Source organism: Streptomyces sp. NPDC096152, assembly GCF_044763235.1.
Taxonomy (GTDB): domain Bacteria; phylum Actinomycetota; class Actinomycetes; order Streptomycetales; family Streptomycetaceae; genus Streptomyces.
The window spans coordinates 501,399-525,187 of the sequence record NZ_JBIWFW010000002.1 but is presented as its reverse complement, the minus strand read 5'-3'; the positions used below and the strand labels follow the sequence as shown (position 1 = coordinate 525,187).

Below are 23,789 nucleotides of genomic sequence, written 5' to 3'. Positions count from 1 at the left end.
GGGGCCGTCAGGGCCGGGGGATGCCGCGGTGCGCCATGGAGGCGCGGATCCGGCAGGAGAGCGCCCCGGGATCGGCCGAGGAGCAGGCATCCTCCAGGAAGGTGCGGACGTCGGTGGCGAACCGGAAGCCGAAGCGGTCCGCCTCCCGCTCGTCGGGGTGGTCGGCGTCCGCGCGGGCGGCGAAGTGCAGTGCGGCGTCGTGCCGCGCGGGCAGGGCGGCGAGATCGTCGTCGTCGGAGACCAGCCGCACCAGCTCCTCGACCACCGCCGCGGCCTCCCGCCGGGCCCGGGAGGCCGCGGGGCCGTGCTCGGTGCGGTTGACGCAGTGCCCCTGGAACATGTGCCAGACCTCGTGGCCGATGATCACGAGCTGGTGGTCGGGGTCCGTCTTCTCCTCGTAGGCGATCAGGTCGTGCTCGGCGCGGTCCACCCACAGCCCGCTCGCCGTGTGCGGCGGGAAGGCGAAGCCGCGCAGGTGGACGGGGCGGCCCCGGACCTGGCTGAGGGTGTGGCCGAGGGCGGCGAAGACCGACGCCTCGTCGGACGCCGATCGCTGCAGGTTCGCCACGAGCCGGTCGCTGAGCCGCCGCATCGCCTTAGTCCCGGCGTGTCTGGCCCGCCCCCTCGGCGCGCCCGCCCGTCTCCCGTGCGCCGCGGACCTCCGGCCGGAGTCCCCCGTGCTGTCACTCATCCCAAGCCCATCTCACCAGGTGTGCGGCACGCCACCGCCCTGCGCGGAGGAATGCCGATGCCCCCCTCGGATCCGCCGGGTCGGCCGGGGCCGGCCGGGGCGGGTGCGCCGGCCGGGGCGGGTGCTCCGGGCCGGGTGACGCGATGTCGGCAGGACCGTAGCCGGTGGGGAGCGGGCCGACCAGACCGGATCAAGCCCAATTGCGATCAAAGGCAAGTGGGACGGACGCGCCCGAGATGCCGCGTGCCACCGGCCGACTTACGCTGACGATGGCTCCTTGAGCCACGACTGCCCTGGTCACGGACCGGAGCGGACCCTCGCGTCCGCCTCCTTCACCCTCCGGTCGGCCGGACGCTTCGCGCTCTCCCTGACGGGCGACGGCACCCGTGCCAGGGCAGTCCGCCGCCCTTCCCACTGCTCTGACCGAAGTCGCGGCCCACATCGCGGACTTCGCACAGGTCACAGGCTTGGCAGCCACCCGCGGCAAGATCGAATCAACCTGGGGTTAGCATATGAGCGCTGCCTAGCTCGAAAGATGATCCTGTGACTGTCAACGACGACTCGTTCACCAACTGGAAGCACCGCGAAGAGATCGCGGAGTCCATGATCCCCATCATCGGGAAGCTGCACCGCGAGCGGGACGTGACGATCCTGCTGCACAGCCGCTCCTTGGTGAACAAGTCGGTGGTCAGCATCCTCAAGACCCACCGGTTCGCCCGGCAGATCGCCGGCGAGGAACTCACGGTCACCGAGACGCTGCCGTTCCTGCAGGCTCTCACCACGCTCGACCTCGGCCCGTCCCAGATCGACCTCGGCATGCTCGCCGCGACGTACAAGACCGACGACCGCGGCATGACGGTGGAGGCGTTCACCGCCGAGGCCGTCGCCGGCGCCACCGGCGCCAACAAGATCGAGCGCGGCGAGGGACGGGACGTCGTCCTCTACGGCTTCGGCCGCATCGGCCGCCTCGTCGCCCGGCTGCTGATCGAGAAGTCCGGCTCCGGCAACGGGCTGCGGCTGCGCGCCATCGTGGTGCGCGGGGGCGGCGGCCGGGCCGCCGAGGATCTCGTCAAGCGTGCCTCGCTGCTGCGCCGCGACTCCATACACGGCCAGTTCCAGGGCACCATCACCGTGGACGAGGCGAACAGCACGATCGTCGCCAACGGCAACGCGATCAAGGTGATCCACGCCAACGACCCGACCGAGGTCGACTACACGGCGTACGGCATCAAGAACGCCATCCTCATCGACAACACCGGCAAGTGGCGCGACCGCGAGGGCCTGTCGAAGCACCTGCGCCCCGGCGTCGACAAGGTCGTCCTGACCGCGCCCGGCAAGGGCGACGTCCCCAACATCGTGCACGGCGTCAACCACGACATGATCAAGCCGGACGAGCGGATCCTGTCCTGCGCGTCCTGCACCACCAACGCGATCGTCCCGCCGCTGAAGGCGATGGACGACGAGTTCGGCGTGCTGCGCGGCCACGTGGAGACCGTCCACTCGTTCACCAACGACCAGAACCTGCTGGACAACTACCACAAGGCGGACCGCCGCGGCCGTTCCGCGCCGCTCAACATGGTCATCACCGAGACCGGTGCCGCCTCCGCCGTCGCCAAGGCGCTGCCCGACCTGAAGGCGAAGATCACCGGCAGCTCGATCCGCGTTCCGGTGCCGGACGTGTCCATCGCGATCCTGAACCTGCAGCTCGCGCGCGAGACCGACCGCCAGGAGGTCCTCGACTACCTGCGCCACGTGTCGCTGACCTCGCCGCTCAAGCGCCAGATCGACTTCACCAGCGCCCCCGACGCGGTCTCCAGCGACTTCATCGGCTCGCGCAACGCCTCGATCGTCGACGCCGTCGCCACCAAGGTGGAGGGCGACAACGCGATCCTCTACCTCTGGTACGACAACGAGTTCGGCTACTCCTGCCAGGTCGTCCGCGTAGTCCAGTACGTCTCGGGCGTCGAGTACCCGACCTACCCGGCCCCGGCGGTCTGATCCCGGCGCGCCCTCCGGACCCGGCCCGGCGTCCCCACGGCCCGGACGCCCGGACGCCACCGCACCGCGCGTGACGCGCCGTACGGTGGCGTCCGGACCGGCGTCGGACCGCCCGATGGACGGGCCGCCGTCGGAACCGCCCGTCGGCACCGCCCGTCGGACGGGCCGGCGGACAGGCCGACGCGCACATCTCCGGTCGGCCGGGGGCCGCCCTGCTCAGGAGATCAGCTCGGCGCGGCCGTCATCAGCTTCGCGAACGCGGCCATGCACAGGGAACAATGAGCTGTCCGCTCCCCGTGGGACGCGTCGAGTCGTTCGGCGAAGCGCTGCCCGCACAAGGTGGCATGTGCCTGCTTGGCCACCACGTGCCATACCAACGCCGCGCCCGTTTTCTCCGGGCCCACGCACATCTCGTACATGATCGGCCTCCCAATCGTGGACGCCTTTCTCACTCCAGGAGAACCGGCGCAAGCGTCAAGGGCGAAACGGGCGCAGCCCATTCGGGTGACGGCGGCACCATCGCCGCGTTCCCACCAGCGGGTTTCCGGCGTCCCCGGCCTCGCCGCCGATCCGAGGGTGTCGCGTATCACGAACGGCGCGTCGTGATCGCCCTGCCTGGTCTGCGGGGAGCCGTCAGTGTCACGATGGCGGCATGCAGTACGACTCTCGGACAACAGTGCACGTCACACGTCACCCCCGCGTCTTCGAGATCGCGGTGCGCGGCGAGGTCGACTACGACGAGTGCGACCTCCTGCAGGCGGCCTGGGCCGAGGCCGAGGAGACCGCGCTGCCCGTCACGGTGGTGGACCTGTCCGCGGTCACCTTCGGCGACAGCGCGCTGCTCAACGCCCTGCTGGATGCCCGGCGCCGGCACAGCGCGGCGGGGCGTGAGCTCGTCCTGCTCGGCCCCCTGCACCCGGCGATCCGAAGACTTCTCACGGTCAGCGGCACCCTCGAGCACTTCACCGTGACCGACTCCCGCAGCGCGGCCCTGCGCCTCGACCGGCCCTGAAACGACCACGGACCGGGACCGGGGCCACCGCGGCCCGCTGCTGAAGGGACCACGGACCGGCCCCGACCGCGCACCAGGCCCGCGGCGACCACGAGCGGAGCGATCATGCACGGCGACGACGACCGGGATGACGGCCGGGACCGCGGCCAGGAGCAGCAGGAGCTGTTCGGGCTCGGCGACCTGCGCCCCTCCCCCGCCCCGGACACCTCCCGCCCGATGTTCCGCGACTCCCCCGCCGCCCGGCGCGTACCGGACGCCGGAACCGGCTCCAGGGAAGGCCCGGCGACCGCGGTCCGGCGACCGCCGACCGGCCCGGTGCGGGCCGGCTCCGCGGTCGTCAGCCCAGCTCCGCGCCGCGTGAGGCCGCGTCGGTCTCGGTCGACGCGCCCGCGGTAGCCAGCTTGCCGCCGGTGCTCTCCAGGTGCGCCCGGACGAACCACTGGAACTGCTCCAGATCACGCAGCTGTTCGATGAGCAGGTCCTCGGTCGCGGGGTCGGCCTCGGACGCCTCCTTGATCGCGGCCCGCACGTCCTTGATCACGCCGGTGTAGACGAGGTCGAGGGCGCCCAGGTGCGCGATGGCGTCGGCCCGGCCGATCGAGTAGTCCTCCCACTTCCGTTCCTCGACGAGGGCACCGGGGGTGCCCTGCGCCACGCCGCCGAGCGCCGCGATGCGCTCGGCCACGTCGTCGGCCATGTCGCGGACGCGGTCGACCTGCGGGTCGACCATCTCGTGCACCGCGATGAAGTGCGGCCCGACGACGTTCCAGTGGACGTGCTTGAGCGTGAGGTGGAGGTCGTTCAGCGCGTGCAGGCGCATACGGAGCAGACCGATGAGCCGGCCGGCGGCGTCGAGCTCCACGCCGGGAACCGTGTACTCGGGGGTGAGGTCCTGTGCCATGTGTTCCGTTACCTCCATGTCGTACGTGTGGCCCCTGCACTCATGCCCCGTCGAGCCGGGGACAGACGTGCTTCCCGGTGATCAGGAACCGAACGGACCGGTGCGGCCCCGCGCGGACGGCAGGCCGGGCCGCTGCAACCGTTCACCCGGTTTGTTCCGAATAAGGGGCACGGCCGACCGGCCCCACGGGCCCGCCGCACGGCTCCGGCCGACCGGGACCGAGCGGTCCCCGTCCCGAAAGGAACCGCCATGAAGCTGAGTGACGAGTTGCCCGTCGACCACAGGCTCGCGACGGTCTACCGCTACGGCGCCGCCTTCTGCGGCCTGGTGCTGCTGACCTTCGGCTGTCTCGGTTTCGCCGACGAGCTCAGTCCCTTCAACACCAACGGCCGGCACGTCGCCGGCATGTCGACCAACGGCGTCCTGAGCCTCATCTCCGTGGTCGTCGGCCTCGTCCTCATCGGCGGGGCGGTCGTGGGCGGGAACTTCGCCTCCACGCTGAACATGACCGTCGGCACGCTGTTCCTGCTCAGCGGGTTCGCCCACATCTTCATCCTGGACCGCCCCGCCAACGTCCTCGACTTCGGCATGACCAACGTCATGTTCAGCTTCGTCATGGGGCTCGTGATCCTGACGTTCGGCATGTACGGGCGGGTCTCGAGCAAGCTGCCGCACGACAACCCGTACTGGCGCCGGCGCCACGCCCGTGAGGCGGCCCAAGAGGCGCTGGCCGTGCGGAGGGCGCAGGTGGGTCCCGAGGTCTCCGCCGCGCGGGGCGCCCGTGCGCTCTCCTCCGCGTCCGTGCCCCCGGCCGGCCGGCCGGGGAAGTGACCGACCGGCTCTCACCACAGGAGGCAGGCCATGGACGTACGAGCCGCCCGGATCCTCGTGCCCGGTGCCACGGGCGCTCTCGGCGGCGCCCTGGTGGAGCGACTGCACCGGCTCGGCTCCGCCACGGCGGCCGCGGGACGGGACGAGGCCGCGCTGCGCCGGCTGTCGGACGCGTGCGGAGGCATCCCGACCCGCCGCTTCGACGCCTACGACCTCGACTCCTGCGCGCGCACGGTGTCCTGGGCGGCACAGCGGCTCGGCGGCCTGGACGCCGTGGTCGTGTGCGTGGGGGTTCCCGCCTTCGGTCCGGCGGAGTCGGTGAGCGACGCGGTGGCCGAGCATCTCGTCACCGTGAACGCCCTCGCGCCCATCGCCTTCCTGCGCGCCGCGCTGTCCCTGGTGCGGTCGGGAGGGGTGCTCGCCGCGGTCACCGGCGTGGTCGCGCAGTCGTCGCCGGCCGGCATGGCGGACTACGCGGCGGCGAAGGCGACGCTGTCCGCCTGGCTGACCGCGGTACGGCGGGAACGGCGGCGTTCCGGAGTCGGCGTCCTGGAGATCTGCCTGCCCCACCTGGCCACGGGGTTCGCCGGGCGGGCCGTGACCGGCAGCGCGCCGCCCCTGCCGGACGGGCTGCCGCTCGGGCAGGCGGTCGACGCGATCGTCGACGCGCTGTCGTCGGGAGGGCGCATGGTGCGTGCGGGCTCGGACGGAAACCTGGAAACGATCGGCTAGGACGGCGGCCCGCCCCGCTCCCACCCATCCGTCGGCGCCGCCGCGACGTATCACCTTCGGAGAGCGAGAGAGGGACCCGAGATGAACAGCGCCTACGGTCGCTCCGCCTGTCGCTCGGTCCGCTGGGTGACCGCGTTGCGCACCGCCGTCCGCGGGCAGCTCGTCCACTGGGGCATGGGCGAACTCGCCGACGACGCGGCCCTCGTCCTCAGCGAGCTGGCCGCCAACGCCATCCTGCACGGCGAACCGCCGGTACGGGTGGCGGTGACGCTGCGCTGCGCCCGGGGCGATCCGCTCGCGGTGCGCATCGAGGTGACCGACTGCGGGCCGGCGTTCGACGTCGACGCCGTCCGCGCCCACTGGCGGCACCCCGCCTTCTCGCTGGGCGAGGAGGGCCGGGGGCTGTACGTCGTCGACGCCGTGTCCCGGGACTGGGGAGACCGGCCCACGGCCGGCGGTCACACGGTGTGGGCCGAGCTGGCCGTCGCCGTCTGAGGGGGGCCGCTCCCGTCCCCGGCCCGGGGCAGGCATCATGACGGCACCCCATTCCCGCATCCCGACTCACGACGGACAGCGCCCGGCCCCCCGCCGGGCGCCTCACGAAAGGACCGCTCACACGTGCGGCAGCCTGCGGACAGCGCGGTACGACCGGCCGGGAAGGCACTCCTCGTTCGGCATCGCCCGGTGCCGGCGCGCGCGGCGGTGGTGATCCTGCACGGCGGGCAGGAGGAGAGCCGGCGGTTGTCCCGGCCCTGGCACCTCGCCGCCCTGCGGATGCGGCCCTTCGTGCGCGCCGTGGCGGCGGACTCCGGGCGTGACGACGTCCTCCTGGCGCAGGTGCGCTACCGCCATCGCGGCTGGAACGGCGCCCAGGCCGACCCGCTGCGGGACACGGAACGCGCCCTGCGCGAGCTGGACGAACTGACCGGCGGCCTTCCGGTCGTCCTGGTCGGCCACTCCATGGGCGGGCGCGCCGCACTGCGCGCCGCGGGGCACCCGCGGGTGCGGGCCGTGCTGGCGCTCGCGCCGTGGTGCCCGCCCGGCGAACCGGTCGGCCACCTGGCGGGCAAGCACGTCGTCGTCCTGCACGGCAACCGCGACCGCGTCACCTCGCCCGCGGGCTCGGTCGCGTACGTCCGCCGCGCCCGCGGGGCCGGGGCGCGGGCCGCGATGGTGCTGCTCGACAACGGGGACCACGCGATGCTGCGGCGCCTCGGCGACTGGCACCGCACCGCGTCGTCGGTGGTCGGTCACCTGCTGACTCCGGACGCCGCGGCCACACCCCTTCCCGGGCCCGCCTACACGGCCGCCGAACCCCCCGTGTGGTGACGGCCGGTCCGGGACGTCAGGGCGCGGGCGGGGGTTCCGGCAGCGCGGTGTGGTCGGGATGGCCGCCGGTGCGGCGCTCCTCCTTCAGCCGCGCCTCGTACAGGTGGTTCCTTCCGCCGGCGAGCTCCTGGCGGGCGGCCGCCTCGAGCGCCTTGAACGGCTCGTAGTAGGTGGCGTCGTAGGCCTCGACGACCTGGAAGGTCCATTGGCCCGGGATCACGTTGCGGCCCAGGATGTCGCGCTGCACCTTCTCGGCCCAGGCGCCGTGCCCGGCCGCACGCAGCAGCTCCACCGCGCGGTCGAGCTCGAAGTCGGCGGTACCGGTGAGCTGGTGGAAGGAGTACAGGTGACCGCGGGCGCGTTCGGTGGTCTCCAGCGCCTTCGACAGGGCGCCCAGCGCCTCCACGGTGGTGTCCGAGACACCGAGCGGCGGCCGGTGGGCGGGGTCGGGGCCGTCGTCGTGATCGCTCATGGTGCACGGGTCTTTCGGTGGCGGCACGCGGTCAGGCGAGCACCCGGCGCTTCTGGGCCTCGAACTCCTCGTCCGTCAGCACCCCTTGGGCCTTGAGGTCGCCCAGCCGCTTCAGCTGCTCGATCTTGTTGTCCATGTCGTCCTCGGTGGACAGTGGTGGTGCAGCGGGAGCCGCGGGCACGGGTGCCGCCGTCTGCTGGGCGGCCTGTTGCTGCTGTTGCTGCTCGTAGTCCTGCTGCGCCCACCGTCCCGCCTGCCGCCGTGACACGCGGTTGGAGACCGCGGTGGCGGTTCCGGCTACCACGGCGGTGCGCGCGACACCGCGAATCAGTCCGGGCATGATCACTCGTCTCCCTTGCCGGGTGCGGAGGTGGTGGGCGGGTTCAGGCGGCCGCGGACCCGCCGGGCGGCGGGGTTCCCTCCGCGGCGTCCAGCGAGGCGAGCAGGTCCTGGACGGGGACCCGGCCGCTCGCCACGAGCTGCGCCCCGCTCCGGCGCAGCGCACGGGCCAGGGGCGCGGCCCACAGGTTCTCGTAGACGAGGACCGCGGCGGAGTTGCCGGCTTCCAGCGCCTTGCCGGCCTCGTCGATGTCGTCCTGGTCCAGCAGTCCGGACGAGGCGCCCTCGAAGACGGTGAGGTCCGTCTCGCCGCCGAGGTCCCGCAGCTCCAGGGCGGCGACGGACCCGTCGGCCTCCTTGCGGACGAAGGCGAGGTCGAGGATGCGGATGATGCCGCGGTCGACGAGGTCGACCAGCAGCGGGAATCCCTCACCCGTCATGCGGTTGCCGGGGAACTCGACGACGAGGTAGTCGACGGGACCCATGTCTTCGACGTCGTTCATGGCCATTCCTCGGGAGCGGGACGGGGGCCGGTGCGCGGTCGGCGCGGGCCGGGGACGCGGGTGGCGCGAGCCGGTGGGCCGGCCCCCGGACGCCGCTCGCCGCGCGGCCGGCGGGGGCGGACCACCCGCTCATTGCAGCACGCGGAGGGGGGCCTCGCACTCCGGGCCGTGCTCGGGGCCCGGCCCGGCGCCGAGCCCGGCCCACGGCTGTTTCGCCGTGCGGGACGGCCGTCGGGCGGGGGCCGGGGCCAGGTCCCGCACCCGCCGGACACACGGGTCGCCCCGGACGGAACCGCAGTGCTAGAACTGGGGACATGATCGGACGTTTCCGCCGATCCCGTTCGCGAGCGGCTCCGCCGCCCGGCGACCGGCGTTCGAGTGATTCGTCCCGTCGCCCGGTGCCCAGGAGCGTACCCGGGCGGCGTCCGTCGCTCAGCGTGCGCACGCTCTCCACGCAGGTCTTCCTCCTCCAGGTCGTCGTCGTGCTGGTGCTCGTCGTGGCGGCGGCCGGCGCCCTGGTGCTGCAGGGGCGGCTCGACGGCGAGCAGAACGCCCGCAACCGCTCCATGGCCGCCGCCGAGGCCTTCGCGCACGCGCCCGGCACGGCACTCGCCCTCCAGTCGGCGGACCCGACCGCGCTGATGCGGACGGCGGCGGAGAACACCCAGCAGGCCTCCGGGGTGGACTTCGTGTCCGTGATGAACAAGGACGGCGTGCGGGTCGCCGACCCGGACCCGAGGCTGATCGGCACCCGGGCGGAGGGGGTCGGCCGGGCCGCGGCGGGCGAGGCCTTCACCGAGGACTTCCACGGCAAGCCGTCGGACGCCGTCCGGTCGGTGGTGCCGGTCCTGGACCACAGCCGGCGGGTGGTCGGCATCGTGAGCGCCGGGATCCAGGTCGAGACCGTGGGACACATGCTCGGCTGGCAGGTGCCCGTGGTGCTCGGTTCGGCGGCGCTGGCCCTCGCGCTCGCGACCGCGGGCACGGCCCTGGTCAGCAGGCGGCTGCGCCGGCAGACCCACGGCCTCGGCCCGGCCGAGATGACCCGGATGTACGAACACCACGACGCGGTGCTGCACGCGGTCCGCGAGGGCGTGCTCATCATCGGCGCCGACGGCCGGGTCCTCCTCGCCAACGACGAGGCGCGCCGGCTGCTGGACCTGCCGGCGGACGCCGACCTGCGGCAGGTCACGGAGCTGGGCCTGGGGCCGGGCATCACCCGGCTGCTGATCTCGGGGGAGGTCGCCTCCGACGAGGTGTTCCCGGCCGGCGACCGGCTGCTGGCGGTCAGCGTCCGGCTCACCGCACCGTACGGCGGCCCGCCGGGCATGGTGGCCACCTTCCGCGACACCACCGAGCTGCGGGCCCTCTCGGGCCGGGCCGAGGTGGCCCGGGAACGGCTGACGCTGCTGTACGAGGCCGGGGTGCGGATCGGGACGACCCTCGACGTGCGCCGCACGGCGCAGGAACTCGCCGACGTGGCCGTCCCCCGGATGGCGGACTTCGTCACCGTGGAGCTGCTCGACTCCGTGCTGCGGGGCGAGGAGCCCACGGGCGCCGTGCGGAGAATGCGGCGCACCGCGTTGCGCGGGTCGCGGACGGGGCATCCGCTCCAGCCGGTGGGTGACCTGATCCAGTTCGTGGTGGCCGACACGCCGACGGTGGCGGCGTTGCAGCGCGGCAAGGCCGTGCGCGTGCCCGACCTGCACGACGCCCGGGACTGGCGTGCGCAGGACCCGGAGGGTGCGCGGCAGGTGCTGGCGTACGGCATCCACTCGCTGATCACGGTGCCGCTGCGGGCGCGGGGCGTGGTGCTGGGGGTGGTGAACTTCTGGCGGGGCGCCGACGCGCCGCGGTTCGAGGAGGAGGACGTGGCGGTCGCCGAGGAGCTGGTGGCGCGGGCCGCCGTGGCGATCGACAACGCGCGCCGCTACTCGCGCGAGCACGCGATGGCGGTGACGCTGCAGCGCAGTCTGCTGCCCCGGGACCTTCCGGACCAGGAGGCGCTGGAGGTGGCGTGGCGGTATCTGCCGGCGCAGTCCGGTGTGGGCGGCGACTGGTTCGACGTGGTGCCGCTGCCCGGCTTCCGGGTGGCGCTGGTGGTCGGCGACGTGGTGGGGCACGGGCTGCACGCGGCGGTGACGATGGGGCGGCTGCGCACGGCGGTGCTGAACTTCTCGTCGCTGGACCTGCCTCCGGACGAACTGCTCGGCCATCTCGACGAGATGGTGATGCGGCTGGACACCCAGACGGCGGGCGCCGACGGCGAGCAGGCCCCCGTCACCGGTGCCACCTGCCTGTACGCCATCTACGATCCCGTCGGCGGGCGGTGCACCCTGTCCCGCGCCGGTCATGTCGCGCCGGCCGTGGTGGACCCGCTGGGGCGGGTGACCTTCCCGGAGCTGCCGCTGTCGCCGCCGCTCGGGGTGGGCGAGCATCCGTTCGAGGCGAGCGAACTGGAGCTGCCGGAGGGCAGCCGGCTGGTGCTGTTCACCGACGGTCTGGTGGAGGACCGAAGGCGGGACATCGACGAGGGCCTGGATCTGCTCCGTTCGGCCGTCGGGCGCCCGGAGCAGACGCCGGAGGAGACGTGCCGGGCGCTGATGGAGACGATGCTGCCGGAGCATCCGAGCGACGACGTGGCGCTGCTGGTGGCACGTACCCGGCTGCTGGCGCCGTCCCGGGTCGCCACCTGGGAGGTGCCGTTCGACGTCAGGGAGGTGTCCCGGGTCCGCACGGCGGTGAGCCGCCGGCTGGGCGAGTGGGGCCTGGAGGCGGAGTCGTTCGCCACGGAGCTCGTCCTCAGCGAGCTGCTCACCAACGCGATCCGCTACGGCGCCCCGCCCGTGCGCGTCCGGATGCTGCTGGGCAGGTCGCTGGTCTGCGAGGTGTCGGACGGCAGCAACACCTCACCGCGGCTGCGGCGCGCGGCCGCCACCGACGAGGGGGGCCGCGGTCTGTTCCTGGTCTCGCAGTTCGCCGACCGCTGGGGCACACGCTACGTGGCCGACGGGAAGGTCATCTGGGCGGAGCAGCCCCTGGGCCGCACCCCGGAACCGGCCGCCACCGCCGCGCTGTTGGACGACATGGCCTGGTGAGGAACCATCGGCAGGACACCCCCGGCCGGGTACGGGCCGCGGGATGCGACGATGGAGCGCATGCGAAAAAACGGTGCGAGGCGGGCGGCGGCCGTGGTGGCGGCCTTCGGTGTGATGGCGATATCCCTCTCGGGGTGCGGCGGTTCCGGCCGTGCGCGCGCGGCGGGAGACGGCGCGCGGGGAGCGCACGGGGCGCCGGACGAATCCGACCCGACGCGGGTGCCCGGCATCGGGGACAGGCTGTGGCGGCGCGTGCCGGCCGGCTCCCGCCAGGTGGTCGTGGTCTACGGCGAAGGCCCGAACTCCCCCGACTCGACCGTCGCCCTCTTCACCCGGCACGGCTCGACCTGGGAGCGCACCCGGTCCTGGGCGGCGCACAACGGCAGGCACGGCTGGACGACGGACCATCACGAGGGCGACCAGCGCTCCCCGGTGGGGGTGTTCACCCTCAGCGACGCCGGCGGCGTGCTCGCCGATCCCGGAGCCAGGCTGCCTTACACCAGGTCGGCGTCCTTCCAGGCCCCGCACTGGTGGAACAAGGCGTCCTGGCACGACTTCGACTACGTCATCGCCATCGACTACAACCGCGTCAAGGGCACCGCTCCCAACGACCCCACGCGCCCGCAGGGGCAGGCCAGGGGCGGCGGTATCTGGCTGCACATGGACCACGGCGGCGGCACGTCGGCGTGCGTGTCCCAGTCCAAGGAGGCGATGCGCTACCTGCTGCGCACCCTCGATCCCGCCCAGCACCCCATGGTGGTGATGGGGGACAGAGCCGAGCTGCGGGGGTGAGGGCCCGCCGCGCCCGGCATCCGGCACCGGGCCCCTTCCAGTCCCTCCGGCCCGCTCCCTTCTCTCCGCTGCGTCGCAACGCGGCCAAGGGGTAGACGCGCAGGTGCGGACAGACGGAGAGGAAGGGATCACTGTGGACCGAACGTCGCTTCGGGCGGTGGGCTGGGCGCGCTCGCTGCCCATGGACCGCGAGGTGAAGGCGGCACGGGACTGGGCGCGCGAGCACCTGGAGTCCCTGGGGTGGAGCACCAACGCCCCGGAGACGGTGGACGCCGTTCTGCTGACCGTCTCGGAGCTGGTCACCAACGCGCACACCCATGCCCGCAGCACCGCACAGCTGGTGCTGACGTGGGACAACCGCTGCCTGCACATCGCCGTGCACGACGCCTCCAGCGAGCTGCCCTCCCCCCGGTCGCCGAGCACCGAAAGCCTCGGCGGCCGGGGCATGCTCCTGGTCGACGCCCTGGCCGACGAATGGGAGACCCGTTCCTGCCCGCACGGCAAGACGGTCACCGCGTGCTTCAGGCCGCCCCAGAACGCCGAGGCGGCCCCATGACACCGCGGACCGCGTGCGGCACGTGACAGCCCACGGACCGCTATTGGACGCCGAGTCAAATTACTGAACCGTAACCTCCTTGCCGCTACCGGCGGTAACAGCTGGTCGGTACGGTCTCGTCAACCCACTCCCCCGCAGCGTGGGGCGGTTGGTGGGACGACCGTGCCGCCCCACGCTGCCGGTTCTTCGTGCCCGGCCGCCGACGGCCGCCCGGTGCGAGGACCGCCTCTCCTGCCGGCCGCATCTCAGGAGGTTCCCCATGTCCTCGCGCAGACGTCTGCTGTCCGCGACCGCCGTCGCCGCTGCCTGTGTCGCCGTCCAGGCCCTGCCCGCCGCCGCCGACACGGGGACGGCCCCCGTGGTGTCCCGGGGCGTCACGATCCCCGCGTTCTACACACCGCCCGCGACGCTGCCCGCCGCCAACGGCGCCCTGATCCGCAGCGAACCGCTCCCCCTCGCCCTGAGCCTGCCCGGCATTCCCGGTCCGCTGCCGGGCCGGGCCACCCGCCTGATGTACAAGTCGACCGACACCGACGGCCTTCCGGTCGCCGTCACCGGCGCCTACATCGAGCCGACGGCCGACTGGAAGGGCGAGGGACCGCGTCCGCTGGTCGTCGTCGCACCCGGCACCATGGGCCAGGGCGACCAGTGCGCGGCCTCCATGGGCCTGGAGCATCCGGTGCGGTTCAACGGGCAGACCATGTCCGTCGGTTACGAGGACCTGTCGATCTACCGCCTGCTGGCCGAGGGCACCGCGGTCGTGGTCACCGACTACGTGGGCCTCGGCGCCACGGACCGGCTGCACACCTACGTCAACCGCCTCGACGAGGCGCACGCGGTCCTCGACGCGGCACGTGCCGCCCGGGCGGTGGACGGCGCGTCGGTCACCCCGGCCTCGCGGGTGGGCCTGTTCGGCTACAGCCAGGGCGGCGGCGCCACCGCGGCGGCCGCCGAACTCCAGCCGGCCTACGCCCCCGACGTCACCCTCGCCGGGACCTACGCCGGCGCGCCGCCCGCCGACCTCGCCGAGGTCACCGAGGCCATCGACGGCACCGAACTGACCGGTGCCCTGGGCTGGTCCCTCAACGGCTTCCTGCAGTCCGACCCCGAACTGCGGCCCATCGCCGAGGAGCACCTCAACGCCGCCGGCCAGGCCGCTCTGGCCGATCTGTCGACCATGTGCGTGGGCGACGCGCTGTTCTCCTACGGCTACGCGAAGAGCACCAGGTGGACGACCGACGGGCGCTCCCTCGGCGACATCATCCGCTCCACGCCCGCGCTCCAGGCCTTCCTCGACAGCCAGCGCATCGGAAAGCTGAAGCCGGCCGGACCCGTCCGGGTGGCGACCGGCACCAGCGACGACCTCGTGCCCCACGCGCAGGCCCGGCAGCTCGCCGTCGACTGGTGCCGCAAGGGCGCCGCCGTCACCTACGCGCCCGTCGCCCTGCCCGACGTGGGCAGCGCGCTGGCCAACCACTTCGCCCCGCTGCTCAGCGACCAGGGCACCGCCGTATCCTGGCTGACCGACCGTCTCGCGGGCAGGCCGGCCGCCTCCAACTGCTGGACCATGCCCACACAGCCCTGACCGCCCGCCCGCTCTCGGCCACGAGAGAACCCCGCCCCCGGATTCCGGGGGCGGGGTCTCGTCGAGCGCTGGGCAGGCCTTGCACCTGCATCTCCCCGCAGGAAGCGGAGCGTCTTTCCTTGGACCACCAACGCAGCGTCGGGTACCGGTTCTTCGGCGCCCTGCTCGAGATCGACCGTAGCTCGCCCGTGCCGGCCGGGCACGTCCACGGGCAGGCGGTGACCGGCCGGGCGCCCGTCACCACCGTGCGCCGATCGCGGCGACCGCGGCGAGCGCGGACACCAGGGTCACCGTGGTGACCAGCAAGGCCAGGCAGCGGGCGCGCAGTTGGCGGTAGCGCTGCTCGTACTCGGCGCGCAGCGACCGGCTCCGGTCGGCCACCCGCTGCAGATCGGCGCGCGCACGGGACAGGCACTCGCGCACGTAGTGCCGTTCGACCTCCTCCCGCTGCGCGCCGGTGAGCCAGTGCAGCTGCTCGGTGAAGGCGCGGGCGCGCTGCTCCGCCTCGGCCACCCGGGCCTGCCAGAGCAGGTACCCCTCGACCTGGTTGACCGTCTCGGCGGCCAGGGCCGCGTCGCCGGCTCCGCGGCGGCCCACCGCGTCCGTCACCGGCGGACTTCCAGGTTCTCCCGCCTGTCGGTCAGGGCGAGTTCGGGGTGGTGCAGGTCGAACGCGGGGGACTCACTGCGGATCACCGGCATGGTGACGAAGTTGTGCCGCGGCGGCGGGCAGGAGGTCGCCCACTCCAGGGACCGGCCGTAGCCCCACGGGTCGTCGACGGCGACGGTCCTGCCGTACTTGGCCGTCTTCCACACGTTGTAGAGGAAGGGCAGCATCGACAGGCCCAGCAGGAAGGACCCGATGGTGGACACCGTGTTGAGGGCGGTGAAGCCGTCGGCGGCGAGGTAGTCGGCGTACCGGCGGGGCATGCCCTCGACGCCCAGCCAGTGCTGCACCAGGAAGGTGGTGTGGAAGCCGACGAACAGGGTCCAGAAGGTGATCTTGCCGAGGCGCTCGTCGAGCATCTTGCCGGTCATCTTCGGCCACCAGAAGTGGAAGCCGGCGAACATCGCGAAGACGACGGTGCCGAAGACGACGTAGTGGAAGTGGGCCACCACGAAGTAGCTGTCGGAGACGTGGAAGTCCATCGGCGGCGAGGCCAGGATGACACCGGTCAGACCACCGAAGAGGAAGGTGACCAGGAAGCCGGCCGACCACAGCATGGGCGTCTCGAAGGAGAGCGAGCCCTTCCACATGGTGCCGATCCAGTTGAAGAACTTCACACCGGTCGGGACCGCGATCAGGAAGGTCATGAAGGAGAAGAACGGCAGCAGCACACCGCCGGTGACGTACATGTGGTGCGCCCACACCGTGGCCGACAGGCCCGCGATGGCGATGGTCGCTCCGACCAGGCCCATGTAGCCGAAGATCGGCTTGCGGGAGAAGACCGGGATGACCTCACTGACGATGCCGAAGAACGGCAGCGCGATGATGTACACCTCGGGATGGCCGAAGAACCAGAACAGGTGCTGCCACAGCAGCGCACCGCCGTTGGCCGAGTTGTAGACCTGGGCGCCGAACCTGCGGTCCGCCTCCAACGCGAACAGCGCCGCCGCCAGCACCGGGAAGACCAGCAGGGCCAGCACCGCGGTCAGCAGCACGTTCCAGGTGAAGATCGGCATACGGAACATGGTCATGCCCGGGGCGCGCATGCAGATGATCGTGGTGACGAAGTTGACCGAGCCGAGGATGGTGCCGAAGCCGGAAAAGGCCAGGCCCATGATCCACAGGTCGCCCCCGACGCCGGGCGAGTGCACCACGTCGGACAGCGGGCTGTAGGCGAACCAGCCGAAGTCGGCCGCGCCCTGCGGGGTGAGGAAGCCGCCGACCGCGATGGACGAGCCGAACAGGTACAGCCAGTAGGCCAGCATGTTCAGCCGCGGGAAGGCGACGTCGGGGGCGCCGATCTGCAGCGGCATGATCCAGTTCGTGAAGCCCGCGAACAGCGGCGTCGCGAACATCAGCAGCATGACCGTGCCGTGCATCGTGAACGCCTGGTTGAACTGCTCGTTCGACACGATCTGCAGGCCCGGGCGGGCCAGCTCGGCGCGCATCAGCAGCGCCATCACGCCGCCGATCAGGAAGAACGCGAACGACGTGATCAGATACAGCGAGCCGATCGTCTTGTGGTCGGTGGTGGTCGCCCACTTGACCACCACGGCTCCGGGCCGCAGGGGACGACGGGCCCCGACGGTTTGCTGCCCGGTCTGCTGAACATCTGTCATGGGGCCCGACGCACGCTTTCCTAGGAGATTTGGGACCACGAGTACCGCGCGCACACCGCAGGACTCGGCACCATCGTCGCGCTCCCGGCCGGGAATGGGACGGCGCCTGTCACCGACACGGACCAGCGCCGGACGGAAAACACCCGTTCGGCCCACACGTGGATACGGCCGAAGGGGTGGCCGGCCCGCCCGGTCGCGCGCCGCATGGCCGTCAGACGCGGTGGCGGGCCGGGTTCTTGCCCAGTTCGGCGGTGAACTGGGCTCCCGTGAGCAGGGCCAGGTTGGACAGCCAGAGCCAGATCAGGAAGACCACGACGCCGGCGAGGGAACCGTAGAGCCTGCTGTAGGCGCCGAGCGCGGAGGCGTACAGGGCGAAGGCGGCGGAGACCACGAGCCACAGGGCCACGGCCAGCACGCCGCCGGGCAAGGTGCGGCCGTGCCGGCGTGCCTGGACCGGCCCGGTGTGGAACACCAGGACGACCAGGACCACCGCGAGACCCATCAGCAGCGGCCAGCGCAGCAGGCTCCAGACCCACGCGACGGTCGCGTCGAGACCGAGGAACCGTCCGACGGACTCGGCGACCGGCCCGGTGAGGATCAGGACGAGGGCGCTGACGACGAGCAGCCCGAGGAGGGCCAGGGCGGTGAGGACGATGCGGTGCGCCCTGCGCCAGGGCGAGCGGTGGTCCTCCACCCGGTGCATCCGGTGCAACGCGCGGCGGAAGACTGCCAGATAGCTGGAGGCCGACCACAGGGCGCTGCCGGCGCCGGTCACCAGAAGGGTCCAGGTGGTGGAGTCGGCGCGCAGCATACGCGCCAGGACGTCGTGCAGTTCCGCGCCCGACTGCGCGGGGGCGTAGGCGGTGACCTGGCCGATGAACCGCTCCGCGGTGTCGGGGCTGATCAGCCCGAAGGCGATGACGGTGGCGAGCAGCGCGGGCAGCACGGCCAGGATGGCGTAGTACGTGAGCGCGGCCGCGTAGTCGGACACGTCGTCGTGCCACATGGACACCGGAGTGCTGCGCAGCGCCGGCCACCACGCGGCGGGCGGGCGGGGCAGCGCGCGGGGCAGGCGTCCGGTGCCCTGGGTGCGTGATTCAGCGGACATGCGGCATCCGGTGGGAGCGGCCGCTGAGGCGGATCCGGCCGTTGAGCGTGTAGGGGGCCGCCGCCTCCTCGGCCTGCGCCAGAAGGCGGGTGAGGGACGGCAGGACGGCGGCGGGGGCGGTGTCCGGCAGGAGCCACACCCGTACGTCGGCACGGAGCCGCCGACGGCCCGGGGCACCGATGCCGACCCGGCAGCGGGCCACGCCCTCGACCCCGAGCATCCGCCGCGCCAGGGCGTCCTCGAGGGCGCGCCTCCTGAGCGCGCCGCCGGGCGCCGGCAGCGGCAGCAGCGGGCGGGCGCGGCCGCCGTACTGGCGTACGCTCCACAGCGCGAGCAGCAGGGTGGCGGTGATCGACGCGGCCGTCGTGGCCGTGGTCCACCAGCCCTCCGCGCGGAGCGCGGCGAGGCGGTCCGGGTCCAGCAGCGGACCCCCCGGCCGAGGGGGAAGCCAGGTGACCGGCAGGCGGGACGCGAGCGGGGTGTGCGCCACCGCCAGGAGGCCTCCCGTGAGCACCAGCGCCAGGCCGGTGACCGTGAGGACGGTCCGGTTCACGGCCGCGTGCAGCCGTCGCATCATCTGGTCCCTTCGGAGGAGGCCGGACCGGACGGGGTCGCGCCCGCCCGGGCCGGTGGTGACGGTGCGGCCGGTGGGGGCGGCACGGTAGGCAGGGACGGCTCGGTGTCGGGCGCGGCCTCGGTCTCGGCCGTGGCCCGGGTCTCGGGCATGGCGCTGGTCTCGGGCGCGGCCCCGGCCTCGGGCGCGGCCCCGGTCCCGGGCGCAGCCCCGGTCCCGGCCGGGGCCCCGGTCCCGGCCCAGGTCTCAATCTCGGCCATGGCTCCGGTATCGGTCTCGGAGGATGGTGCCGTGACAGGGGCCGGCGGCGGGGCCTCGGGCGTCGCGGGCGCGGGTTCGGGTACCGGTGGTGTCCAGACCGGGCCCGGGGTGACGACCACGCGCAGGCGCGGTGTGCGGCGCAGGCGGCAGTCCGCCAGGGCGTGGCGCGCGGCCTCGGTGACGTGGTCCCGGGCGGTCGCGGCCCCGCCGAAGGCGAGCGCGGCGCGGACGGTGGCGCGGCGGCGGCGCACCCGCACCGTCACGGGCCCGACCCCGCTCGTGCCGGCCACCGCGTCCCGGACCAGGGCGGCCACCGCGGAACGGTCCACGGCGACGTCCGTACCCGGTGCCGGGGAGATGACGGGGAGGACAGCGCGGCGGCCGGGCGTGCCGGCGAGCACCAGCAGCCAGAGGCCGATCCCGGCGGCCACGGCGCCGGCCAGCGCGACGGGCGGGTCACCGGGGCCGTGGTGCGCCAGCCAGTCGGCGGCTCCCGTGCGCCAGGCCGCGGGCGGTCTGTGGCCGGTGCGCACGAGGATCAGGTCGAAGGCCAGGGCACCGCAGGCGAGCGCGGCGGCGAGGGTGAGTGCGGCCGTCGGCAGCCGCCGCCGCGACCACCACCGTCGCGGGGTGCGCCGACGCGGGCCCGGGCGGGCGGCGGGGTCGGCCGGTCCGGCGGCGGGCGGTCCGGCGGTGGGCGGCTCGGCAGGCGCGGACGAGGCCACCAGCGCGGTGACGTCGACGACCGGCTCGGCGACGTCGAGGCCGGTCAGCAGGCGGGTACGCGCGGCGACGTGCCGCTGCACGGCGCGTACCCGTTCGGCCAGCGGGGCGGGGTAGGGCAGCGTCACCTCGAGGGCCACCTTCGCCCGGCGTCCGCGTACGGTGGCCGAGCTGCTCGTGGCTCCTGCCTCGCGGCCCGGCAGGGCCTCCCCGGCCGCCGCCGCGGCGATTTTGCGCACCGCCCGGTCCGAGACCGTGGTCGTGCCCCGTTCCGAAACCGTCGTGCTCTCCCGCTCCGAGACCGTCATGGTCCCCCGTTCCGGCCCGGTGGTCATCGGCGGCCCCGTTCGACCAGGTCCCGCAGGTCCCGCACCCGGCCGCCGCCCTCGAACCACCGGCCCGCCGCCCAGCCCAGGGCGCCCAGCGCGGCCACGAGCAGGAACGCTCCGAAACCGCCGAACCAGCCGGCGAACGCCAGGGCCATACCGGCGATCATGCCCACGAACGCGGTACTCATCCTCGTCCACCTCTCACCGGTGTACCGCTTCCCCCCACCTCGGGCGGTGGGCTCAGGCCACGCGGGACTCGGCCGTCGTCTCCTCGGCGTCGTCCCCGGGCAGGTGGACGTCATTGACGGTGACGTTCACCTCGACGACGTCCAGACCGGTGACGCGCTCGACGGCGGCGATGACGTTCTCCCGGACGTCCCGGGCCACGTCGGTGATGGGAACGCCGTACTCGACCACCAGGTCCAGGTCGATGGCCGTCTGCCGCTCGCCCACCTCGACCTTCACCCCGCGGCCGACGTTCGGCCGGCCGCCGGGCACGCGGTCGCGCACGGCGCCGATGGTGCGGGACAGGCTGCCGCCCATGGCGTACACGCCCGGGATCTCCCGGGCCGCGATGCCCGCCACCTTCACCACGACGAGGTCGGCGATCGAGGTCCGGCCGCGCGTGGCGGCGGGCTGGTCGGCGCCGGTGGTGCCGCCCGCCAGGGCCGTCGTGGCCTGCTCGGTCCGTACGGCGCGGGGAGCGGAGGCCGTGGGGGCGGTCGGCGAGGTCTGCGTGGTCATGAGCCGTGTCCTCTCTGCTGCGGGTGAACTGCTCTCACTGCGTCAGACCCGGCCGGGCCACGTCTGTGACGCGGATTCCCCGAAAAATCCCCGGCGCTCCTGCCGGTCGTGCGTCCGCTTCGCATCCGATCACGGAATTCCGCGTAACAGGGCACCACGCTGCCGTGTCCAACGATCAGGACCGAACGAGAGGAGCCGCCCTGTGGCGGGGGCCCGCAGAGACACCGCACGCCCGACGGCGGACGGCGGGGTGGACGACGCCCGGCTGTCCGACGATCTGCTGACCGTCCGGGCGGCGGAGGGTGACGAGGAGGCCTTCGCGCTGCTGATGCGTCGGCACGCCCCGGCGCTGGTACGGCTGGCCACCGGAATGCTCGGCAGCCCGGTGGAGGCCGAGGACGCCGTCCAGGACGCCTTCATCAGCGCGTGGCGCAGGCTGCCGGAGTTCCAGCGGCGGTCGGCCTTCGGCACCTGGATGTACCGGATCGTCACCAACCGGTGCCTCAATGTGCTGCGCGCCCGCAAGCCGGTCAGTCCCCTGGACACGGCGGAGGACGTGCCCGCACCGGAGCACTCCGTGTCCCCGCCCCGGATCGCCGAGTCCCGGGACGCGATGCGGGCGATGCGCGACGCCCTCGACCTGCTGTCACCCGAGCAGCGCGCCTGCTGGGTGCTGAGGGAATGGGACGGCCGGTCGTACGAGTTCATCGCGGAAACGGTCGGCATCACCCAGGAGGCCGTCCGCGCCCGCGTCTTCCGCGCACGCCGTTGCCTGACACAAGCACTGGGGGCCTGGCGATGACCACCCGCATCGACCCGCACGACCCGCCGCCCCCCGGGGGCGGGGACGACGAGCGACTCGCCTGCGGACGAGTGCTCTTCGAGGTCTGGCAGGACTGGGAGCAGCGCGCCGACGACCCGCGCCTGCGCTCCTGCCCGCACTGCCGGGAGGCGGTGCGGGAGCTGGAGCGGCTGGAGTCGGCCGTGCGAGAGCTGCGCGAGGAGACGGCGAGCGCGTCCGCGTACGACGTGTCGGGGCTCACCCGGCGGGTGATGGACGTCGTCCGGATGGAGTTGCGGCCGGGGCGTCCGCTGCCTCTGGGCGACCTCGCGGAGGATCTGTGGATCATGGAGGCGCCCGCCGCCCGGACCCTGCGGGCCGCCGCGGAGACCGTCACGGGCGTCCGCGCGGGCTCCTGCCGTCTCACTCCCCCGCGCGACACCGGCTCCCCGGCCGTGGAGGTACGCCTGGAAGTGCACGCGCCGGCCACCGTCCCGCTCCCGGAGACCGCCGAGCGGGTCCGCCGCCGGGTGTGGGAGGCGGCCGAGGAACGGCTGGGTCTGCGGGTCTCGACGGTGGACATCCGAGTCACCGATCTCGTGGACGGGACGGGCGTCGTGCCGGACGACGCCGACGACCTGAACGACGACCGGGACGGCACCGGGGAAGGACGTGCCCGATGAGCGACTCCGACCTGCACGCGGGCCTGGAGCGGGACATCGCCAGGGCCGTGGAGGACGTGCCGGGTGTGGCCTTCCTCAGGCCGGGCGTCTACGGGCGGCTGCGTTCCGATCTCACCGCGGGCGGCCGCGGGCGGGCCGGAGGCCGGCCGGCCGGCGTGCGGATGAGCCGGGCCGGGGACGGCGGCGCCTGGCAGGTGGACATCCACCTCGTGGCCCTGGCCGGGGCCCGGACGGTCGACGTGGCCCGCGCCGTCCGGGGCGCCGCGCGGGAGTGCATGGCCGCCGGACTCTCCGTGGATGCGGTCCCGGCTCGTGTCACCGTGACGGTCACCGGCCTGGTGTGACGCGCCGCGCCCGTCCGTGACCGGCGGCCGCCCCCGGCGCGGGCAGGCGGCCGCGGGCAACCGTGTGGCGGACGCGGAAAACCGTATGGGGGACGCGGACGGCTGTTCGGCGGACGCAGACAGCCGCCCGTGACGGGCGGCCGTGCGTCAGGGCGGCCGGTCGTCACGGGCGGCTGGGCGCGGGGTGTCCGGCGGGCGGCCGGACGGCGCGGGGCGCGGGGGCGTTGATCAGGAGGCGCTGAGCATGCCTTCGCGGAGCCGGGCCAGCAGGCGGGACAGCAGCCGGGAGACGTGCATCTGGGAGACGCCGAGGCGTTCGCCGATCTCCGCCTGGGTGCGCTCCTCGACGAAGCGCATGTGGATGATCTGGCGGTCTCGTTCGTCCAGCTGGGCTATGAGCGGCGCCAGCGCGTGGAAGTCCTCGACCAGCTCCAGGGCACCGTCCTGCGCGCCGATGAAGTCGGCCAGCACGGTCTCGCCGTCCTCGCTGCCGCCGATCGCGGCGTCCAGGGAGGCGGAGTTGTAGCCGTTCGAGGCCAGCCTGGCCTCGATGACCTCCTCCTCGGACAGGCTCATCAGCTGCGACAGTTCCTTCACCGTCGGCGTGCGGCCGAGCCGGCTGCTGAGTTCCTCGGTGGCGCGGGCCAGCTGCACGCGCGCCTCCTGGAGGCGCCGCGGCACGTGGACGGCCCAGGAGGTGTCCCGGAAGAAGCGCTTGATCTCACCGACCACGTAAGGGATGGCGAAGGAGGTGAACTCGACCTCGCGGGCCAGTTCGAACCGGTCGATCGCCTTGATCAGTCCGATGGTTCCGACCTGGACGATGTCCTCCATCTCGCCCGGCCCGCGGCTGCGGAACCGCGCGGCGGCGAACCGCACCAGGGACATGTTCATCTCGATCAGCGTGTTCCGGGCGTACTGGTGCTCGGGCGTGCCCTCCTCCAGGACCGCGAGCTGGTCGAAGAACAGCTTGCTCAGCTCGCGGGCGTCCTTCGGGGCGACCTTGGAGGGCTCCTCGACCTCCGGCAGCCGCACCGTCCTCGTCTCCACCGCCGCTGCCGCCGTCGCTGTCGCCGTCATCATGCCCCTCCCCTGCTAGCCGGTCCCGTGCCTGACCA

General features: G+C 73.3%; 27 protein-coding genes. 13 read left to right on the top strand and 14 right to left on the bottom strand.

Annotated elements, in window-relative coordinates; genetic code table 11:
• Positions 1-7: 7 nt before the first annotated feature.
• Positions 8-592: a toxin-antitoxin system, toxin component gene (locus ACIQ9G_RS07845; RefSeq protein WP_403607435.1), complete on the bottom strand. Its 585-nt coding sequence runs from the start codon at positions 590-592 to the stop codon at positions 8-10.
• Positions 593-1,234: 642 nt separating this feature from the next.
• Between ACIQ9G_RS07845 and ACIQ9G_RS07840 the strand changes: the two genes are divergently transcribed.
• Complete coding sequence (locus ACIQ9G_RS07840) at positions 1,235-2,689, top strand: glyceraldehyde-3-phosphate dehydrogenase (protein ID WP_403607434.1); 1,455 nt, start codon at positions 1,235-1,237, stop codon at positions 2,687-2,689.
• A gap of 224 nt (positions 2,690-2,913) precedes the next feature.
• Here ACIQ9G_RS07840 and ACIQ9G_RS07835 read toward each other — a convergent pair whose 3' ends face one another.
• Positions 2,914-3,108, bottom strand: coding sequence for a hypothetical protein (locus tag ACIQ9G_RS07835; protein ID WP_392191905.1), 195 nt, complete (start codon positions 3,106-3,108; stop codon positions 2,914-2,916).
• Between the two features lie 233 nt (positions 3,109-3,341).
• Between ACIQ9G_RS07835 and ACIQ9G_RS07830 the strand changes: the two genes are divergently transcribed.
• Positions 3,342-3,701 carry an STAS domain-containing protein gene (locus ACIQ9G_RS07830; protein ID WP_403607433.1) on the top strand — a complete coding sequence of 120 codons (360 nt, stop codon included), beginning with the start codon at positions 3,342-3,344 and terminating at the stop codon, positions 3,699-3,701.
• Positions 3,702-4,038: 337 nt separating this feature from the next.
• Here the strand turns inward: ACIQ9G_RS07830 and dps are convergent, their stop codons facing one another.
• The gene (gene dps / locus ACIQ9G_RS07825; RefSeq protein WP_403607432.1) at positions 4,039-4,602 is read right to left on the bottom strand and encodes a DNA starvation/stationary phase protection protein Dps; all 564 of its coding nucleotides are present in this window, start codon (positions 4,600-4,602) and stop codon (positions 4,039-4,041) included.
• A 249-nt stretch (positions 4,603-4,851) separates the two neighbouring features.
• Here dps and ACIQ9G_RS07820 point away from each other — a divergent pair, with 249 nt between their 5' ends.
• The 4 genes from ACIQ9G_RS07820 to ACIQ9G_RS07805 all read left to right on the top strand — a co-directional run bounded on the left by ACIQ9G_RS07820 (position 4,852) and on the right by ACIQ9G_RS07805 (position 7,494).
• Positions 4,852-5,433 carry a DUF4383 domain-containing protein gene (locus ACIQ9G_RS07820; RefSeq protein ID WP_403607431.1) on the top strand — a complete coding sequence of 194 codons (582 nt, stop codon included), beginning with the start codon at positions 4,852-4,854 and terminating at the stop codon, positions 5,431-5,433.
• A gap of 30 nt (positions 5,434-5,463) precedes the next feature.
• On the top strand, positions 5,464-6,165 hold the full coding sequence (locus tag ACIQ9G_RS07815) for an SDR family NAD(P)-dependent oxidoreductase (RefSeq protein ID WP_403607430.1): 702 nt from the start codon (positions 5,464-5,466) through the stop codon (positions 6,163-6,165).
• Between the two features lie 81 nt (positions 6,166-6,246).
• Positions 6,247-6,660, top strand: a complete 414-nt coding sequence (locus ACIQ9G_RS07810; RefSeq protein WP_403607429.1) for an ATP-binding protein — start codon at positions 6,247-6,249, stop codon at positions 6,658-6,660.
• Between the two features lie 189 nt (positions 6,661-6,849).
• Entirely contained in the window at positions 6,850-7,494 is a 645-nt protein-coding gene (locus ACIQ9G_RS07805) for an alpha/beta hydrolase (RefSeq protein WP_403607428.1), read from the top strand.
• Between the two features lie 16 nt (positions 7,495-7,510).
• Here ACIQ9G_RS07805 and ACIQ9G_RS07800 read toward each other — a convergent pair whose 3' ends face one another.
• From ACIQ9G_RS07800 to ACIQ9G_RS07790, 3 genes are read right to left on the bottom strand one after another with little or no spacing between them, the layout of a single operon-like run.
• On the bottom strand, positions 7,511-7,966 hold the full coding sequence (locus tag ACIQ9G_RS07800) for a hypothetical protein (protein WP_403607427.1): 456 nt from the start codon (positions 7,964-7,966) through the stop codon (positions 7,511-7,513).
• A 31-nt stretch (positions 7,967-7,997) separates the two neighbouring features.
• On the bottom strand, positions 7,998-8,306 hold the full coding sequence (locus ACIQ9G_RS07795; RefSeq protein ID WP_403607426.1) for an SHOCT domain-containing protein: 309 nt from the start codon (positions 8,304-8,306) through the stop codon (positions 7,998-8,000).
• Positions 8,307-8,349: 43 nt separating this feature from the next.
• Entirely contained in the window at positions 8,350-8,808 is a 459-nt protein-coding gene (locus tag ACIQ9G_RS07790; RefSeq protein ID WP_403607425.1) for a DUF6325 family protein, read from the bottom strand.
• Positions 8,809-9,122: 314 nt separating this feature from the next.
• Here ACIQ9G_RS07790 and ACIQ9G_RS07785 point away from each other — a divergent pair, with 314 nt between their 5' ends.
• The 4 genes from ACIQ9G_RS07785 to ACIQ9G_RS07770 all read left to right on the top strand — a co-directional run bounded on the left by ACIQ9G_RS07785 (position 9,123) and on the right by ACIQ9G_RS07770 (position 14,839).
• Positions 9,123-11,906, top strand: coding sequence for a SpoIIE family protein phosphatase (locus ACIQ9G_RS07785; protein ID WP_403607424.1), 2,784 nt, complete (start codon positions 9,123-9,125; stop codon positions 11,904-11,906).
• A 60-nt stretch (positions 11,907-11,966) separates the two neighbouring features.
• On the top strand, positions 11,967-12,698 hold the full coding sequence (locus tag ACIQ9G_RS07780) for a hypothetical protein (RefSeq protein ID WP_403607423.1): 732 nt from the start codon (positions 11,967-11,969) through the stop codon (positions 12,696-12,698).
• A gap of 133 nt (positions 12,699-12,831) precedes the next feature.
• On the top strand, positions 12,832-13,254 hold the full coding sequence (locus ACIQ9G_RS07775; RefSeq protein ID WP_403607422.1) for an ATP-binding protein: 423 nt from the start codon (positions 12,832-12,834) through the stop codon (positions 13,252-13,254).
• Positions 13,255-13,513: 259 nt separating this feature from the next.
• Positions 13,514-14,839: a lipase family protein gene (locus ACIQ9G_RS07770; protein ID WP_403607421.1), complete on the top strand. Its 1,326-nt coding sequence runs from the start codon at positions 13,514-13,516 to the stop codon at positions 14,837-14,839.
• Positions 14,840-15,076: 237 nt separating this feature from the next.
• On the opposite strand, the gene ACIQ9G_RS07765 is transcribed toward ACIQ9G_RS07770, so the two are convergent.
• From ACIQ9G_RS07765 to ACIQ9G_RS07735, 7 genes are all read right to left on the bottom strand, one after another.
• Complete coding sequence (locus tag ACIQ9G_RS07765; RefSeq protein WP_403607420.1) at positions 15,077-15,448, bottom strand: cytochrome C oxidase subunit I; 372 nt, start codon at positions 15,446-15,448, stop codon at positions 15,077-15,079.
• Positions 15,445-17,124, bottom strand: a complete 1,680-nt coding sequence (gene ctaD / locus ACIQ9G_RS07760; protein ID WP_403607419.1) for a cytochrome c oxidase subunit I — start codon at positions 17,122-17,124, stop codon at positions 15,445-15,447. Before ctaD ends, ACIQ9G_RS07765 begins: the two co-directional genes overlap by 4 nt.
• A 211-nt stretch (positions 17,125-17,335) precedes the next feature.
• A complete protein-coding gene (locus ACIQ9G_RS07755) occupies positions 17,336-18,232 on the bottom strand; it encodes a YihY/virulence factor BrkB family protein (RefSeq protein WP_403607418.1) in 897 nt (298 codons plus the stop codon).
• A complete protein-coding gene (locus ACIQ9G_RS07750; RefSeq protein ID WP_403607417.1) occupies positions 18,222-18,809 on the bottom strand; it encodes a hypothetical protein in 588 nt (195 codons plus the stop codon). The genes ACIQ9G_RS07755 and ACIQ9G_RS07750 overlap by 11 nt, the downstream gene beginning before the upstream one ends.
• Entirely contained in the window at positions 18,806-20,125 is a 1,320-nt protein-coding gene (locus tag ACIQ9G_RS07745) for a DUF6286 domain-containing Asp23/Gls24 family envelope stress response protein (RefSeq protein WP_403607416.1), read from the bottom strand. The genes ACIQ9G_RS07750 and ACIQ9G_RS07745 overlap by 4 nt, the downstream gene beginning before the upstream one ends.
• Positions 20,122-20,307: a hypothetical protein gene (locus tag ACIQ9G_RS07740; RefSeq protein ID WP_356183213.1), complete on the bottom strand. Its 186-nt coding sequence runs from the start codon at positions 20,305-20,307 to the stop codon at positions 20,122-20,124. Before ACIQ9G_RS07740 ends, ACIQ9G_RS07745 begins: the two co-directional genes overlap by 4 nt.
• A 52-nt stretch (positions 20,308-20,359) precedes the next feature.
• The gene (locus tag ACIQ9G_RS07735) at positions 20,360-20,863 is read right to left on the bottom strand and encodes an Asp23/Gls24 family envelope stress response protein (protein ID WP_403607415.1); all 504 of its coding nucleotides are present in this window, start codon (positions 20,861-20,863) and stop codon (positions 20,360-20,362) included.
• Between the two features lie 202 nt (positions 20,864-21,065).
• Between ACIQ9G_RS07735 and ACIQ9G_RS07730 the strand changes: the two genes are divergently transcribed.
• The 3 genes from ACIQ9G_RS07730 to ACIQ9G_RS07720 are packed head-to-tail and all read left to right on the top strand — an operon-like array spanning position 21,066 to position 22,671.
• Positions 21,066-21,665, top strand: a complete 600-nt coding sequence (locus ACIQ9G_RS07730) for an RNA polymerase sigma factor (protein WP_403607414.1) — start codon at positions 21,066-21,068, stop codon at positions 21,663-21,665.
• On the top strand, positions 21,662-22,327 hold the full coding sequence (locus tag ACIQ9G_RS07725) for an Asp23/Gls24 family envelope stress response protein (protein WP_403607413.1): 666 nt from the start codon (positions 21,662-21,664) through the stop codon (positions 22,325-22,327). The genes ACIQ9G_RS07730 and ACIQ9G_RS07725 overlap by 4 nt, the downstream gene beginning before the upstream one ends.
• Positions 22,324-22,671 carry a hypothetical protein gene (locus tag ACIQ9G_RS07720; protein WP_403607412.1) on the top strand — a complete coding sequence of 116 codons (348 nt, stop codon included), beginning with the start codon at positions 22,324-22,326 and terminating at the stop codon, positions 22,669-22,671. Before ACIQ9G_RS07725 ends, ACIQ9G_RS07720 begins: the two co-directional genes overlap by 4 nt.
• A 228-nt stretch (positions 22,672-22,899) precedes the next feature.
• Here ACIQ9G_RS07720 and ACIQ9G_RS07715 read toward each other — a convergent pair whose 3' ends face one another.
• Positions 22,900-23,754: a SigB/SigF/SigG family RNA polymerase sigma factor gene (locus tag ACIQ9G_RS07715; RefSeq protein WP_403607411.1), complete on the bottom strand. Its 855-nt coding sequence runs from the start codon at positions 23,752-23,754 to the stop codon at positions 22,900-22,902.
• Positions 23,755-23,789 lie beyond the last annotated feature (35 nt).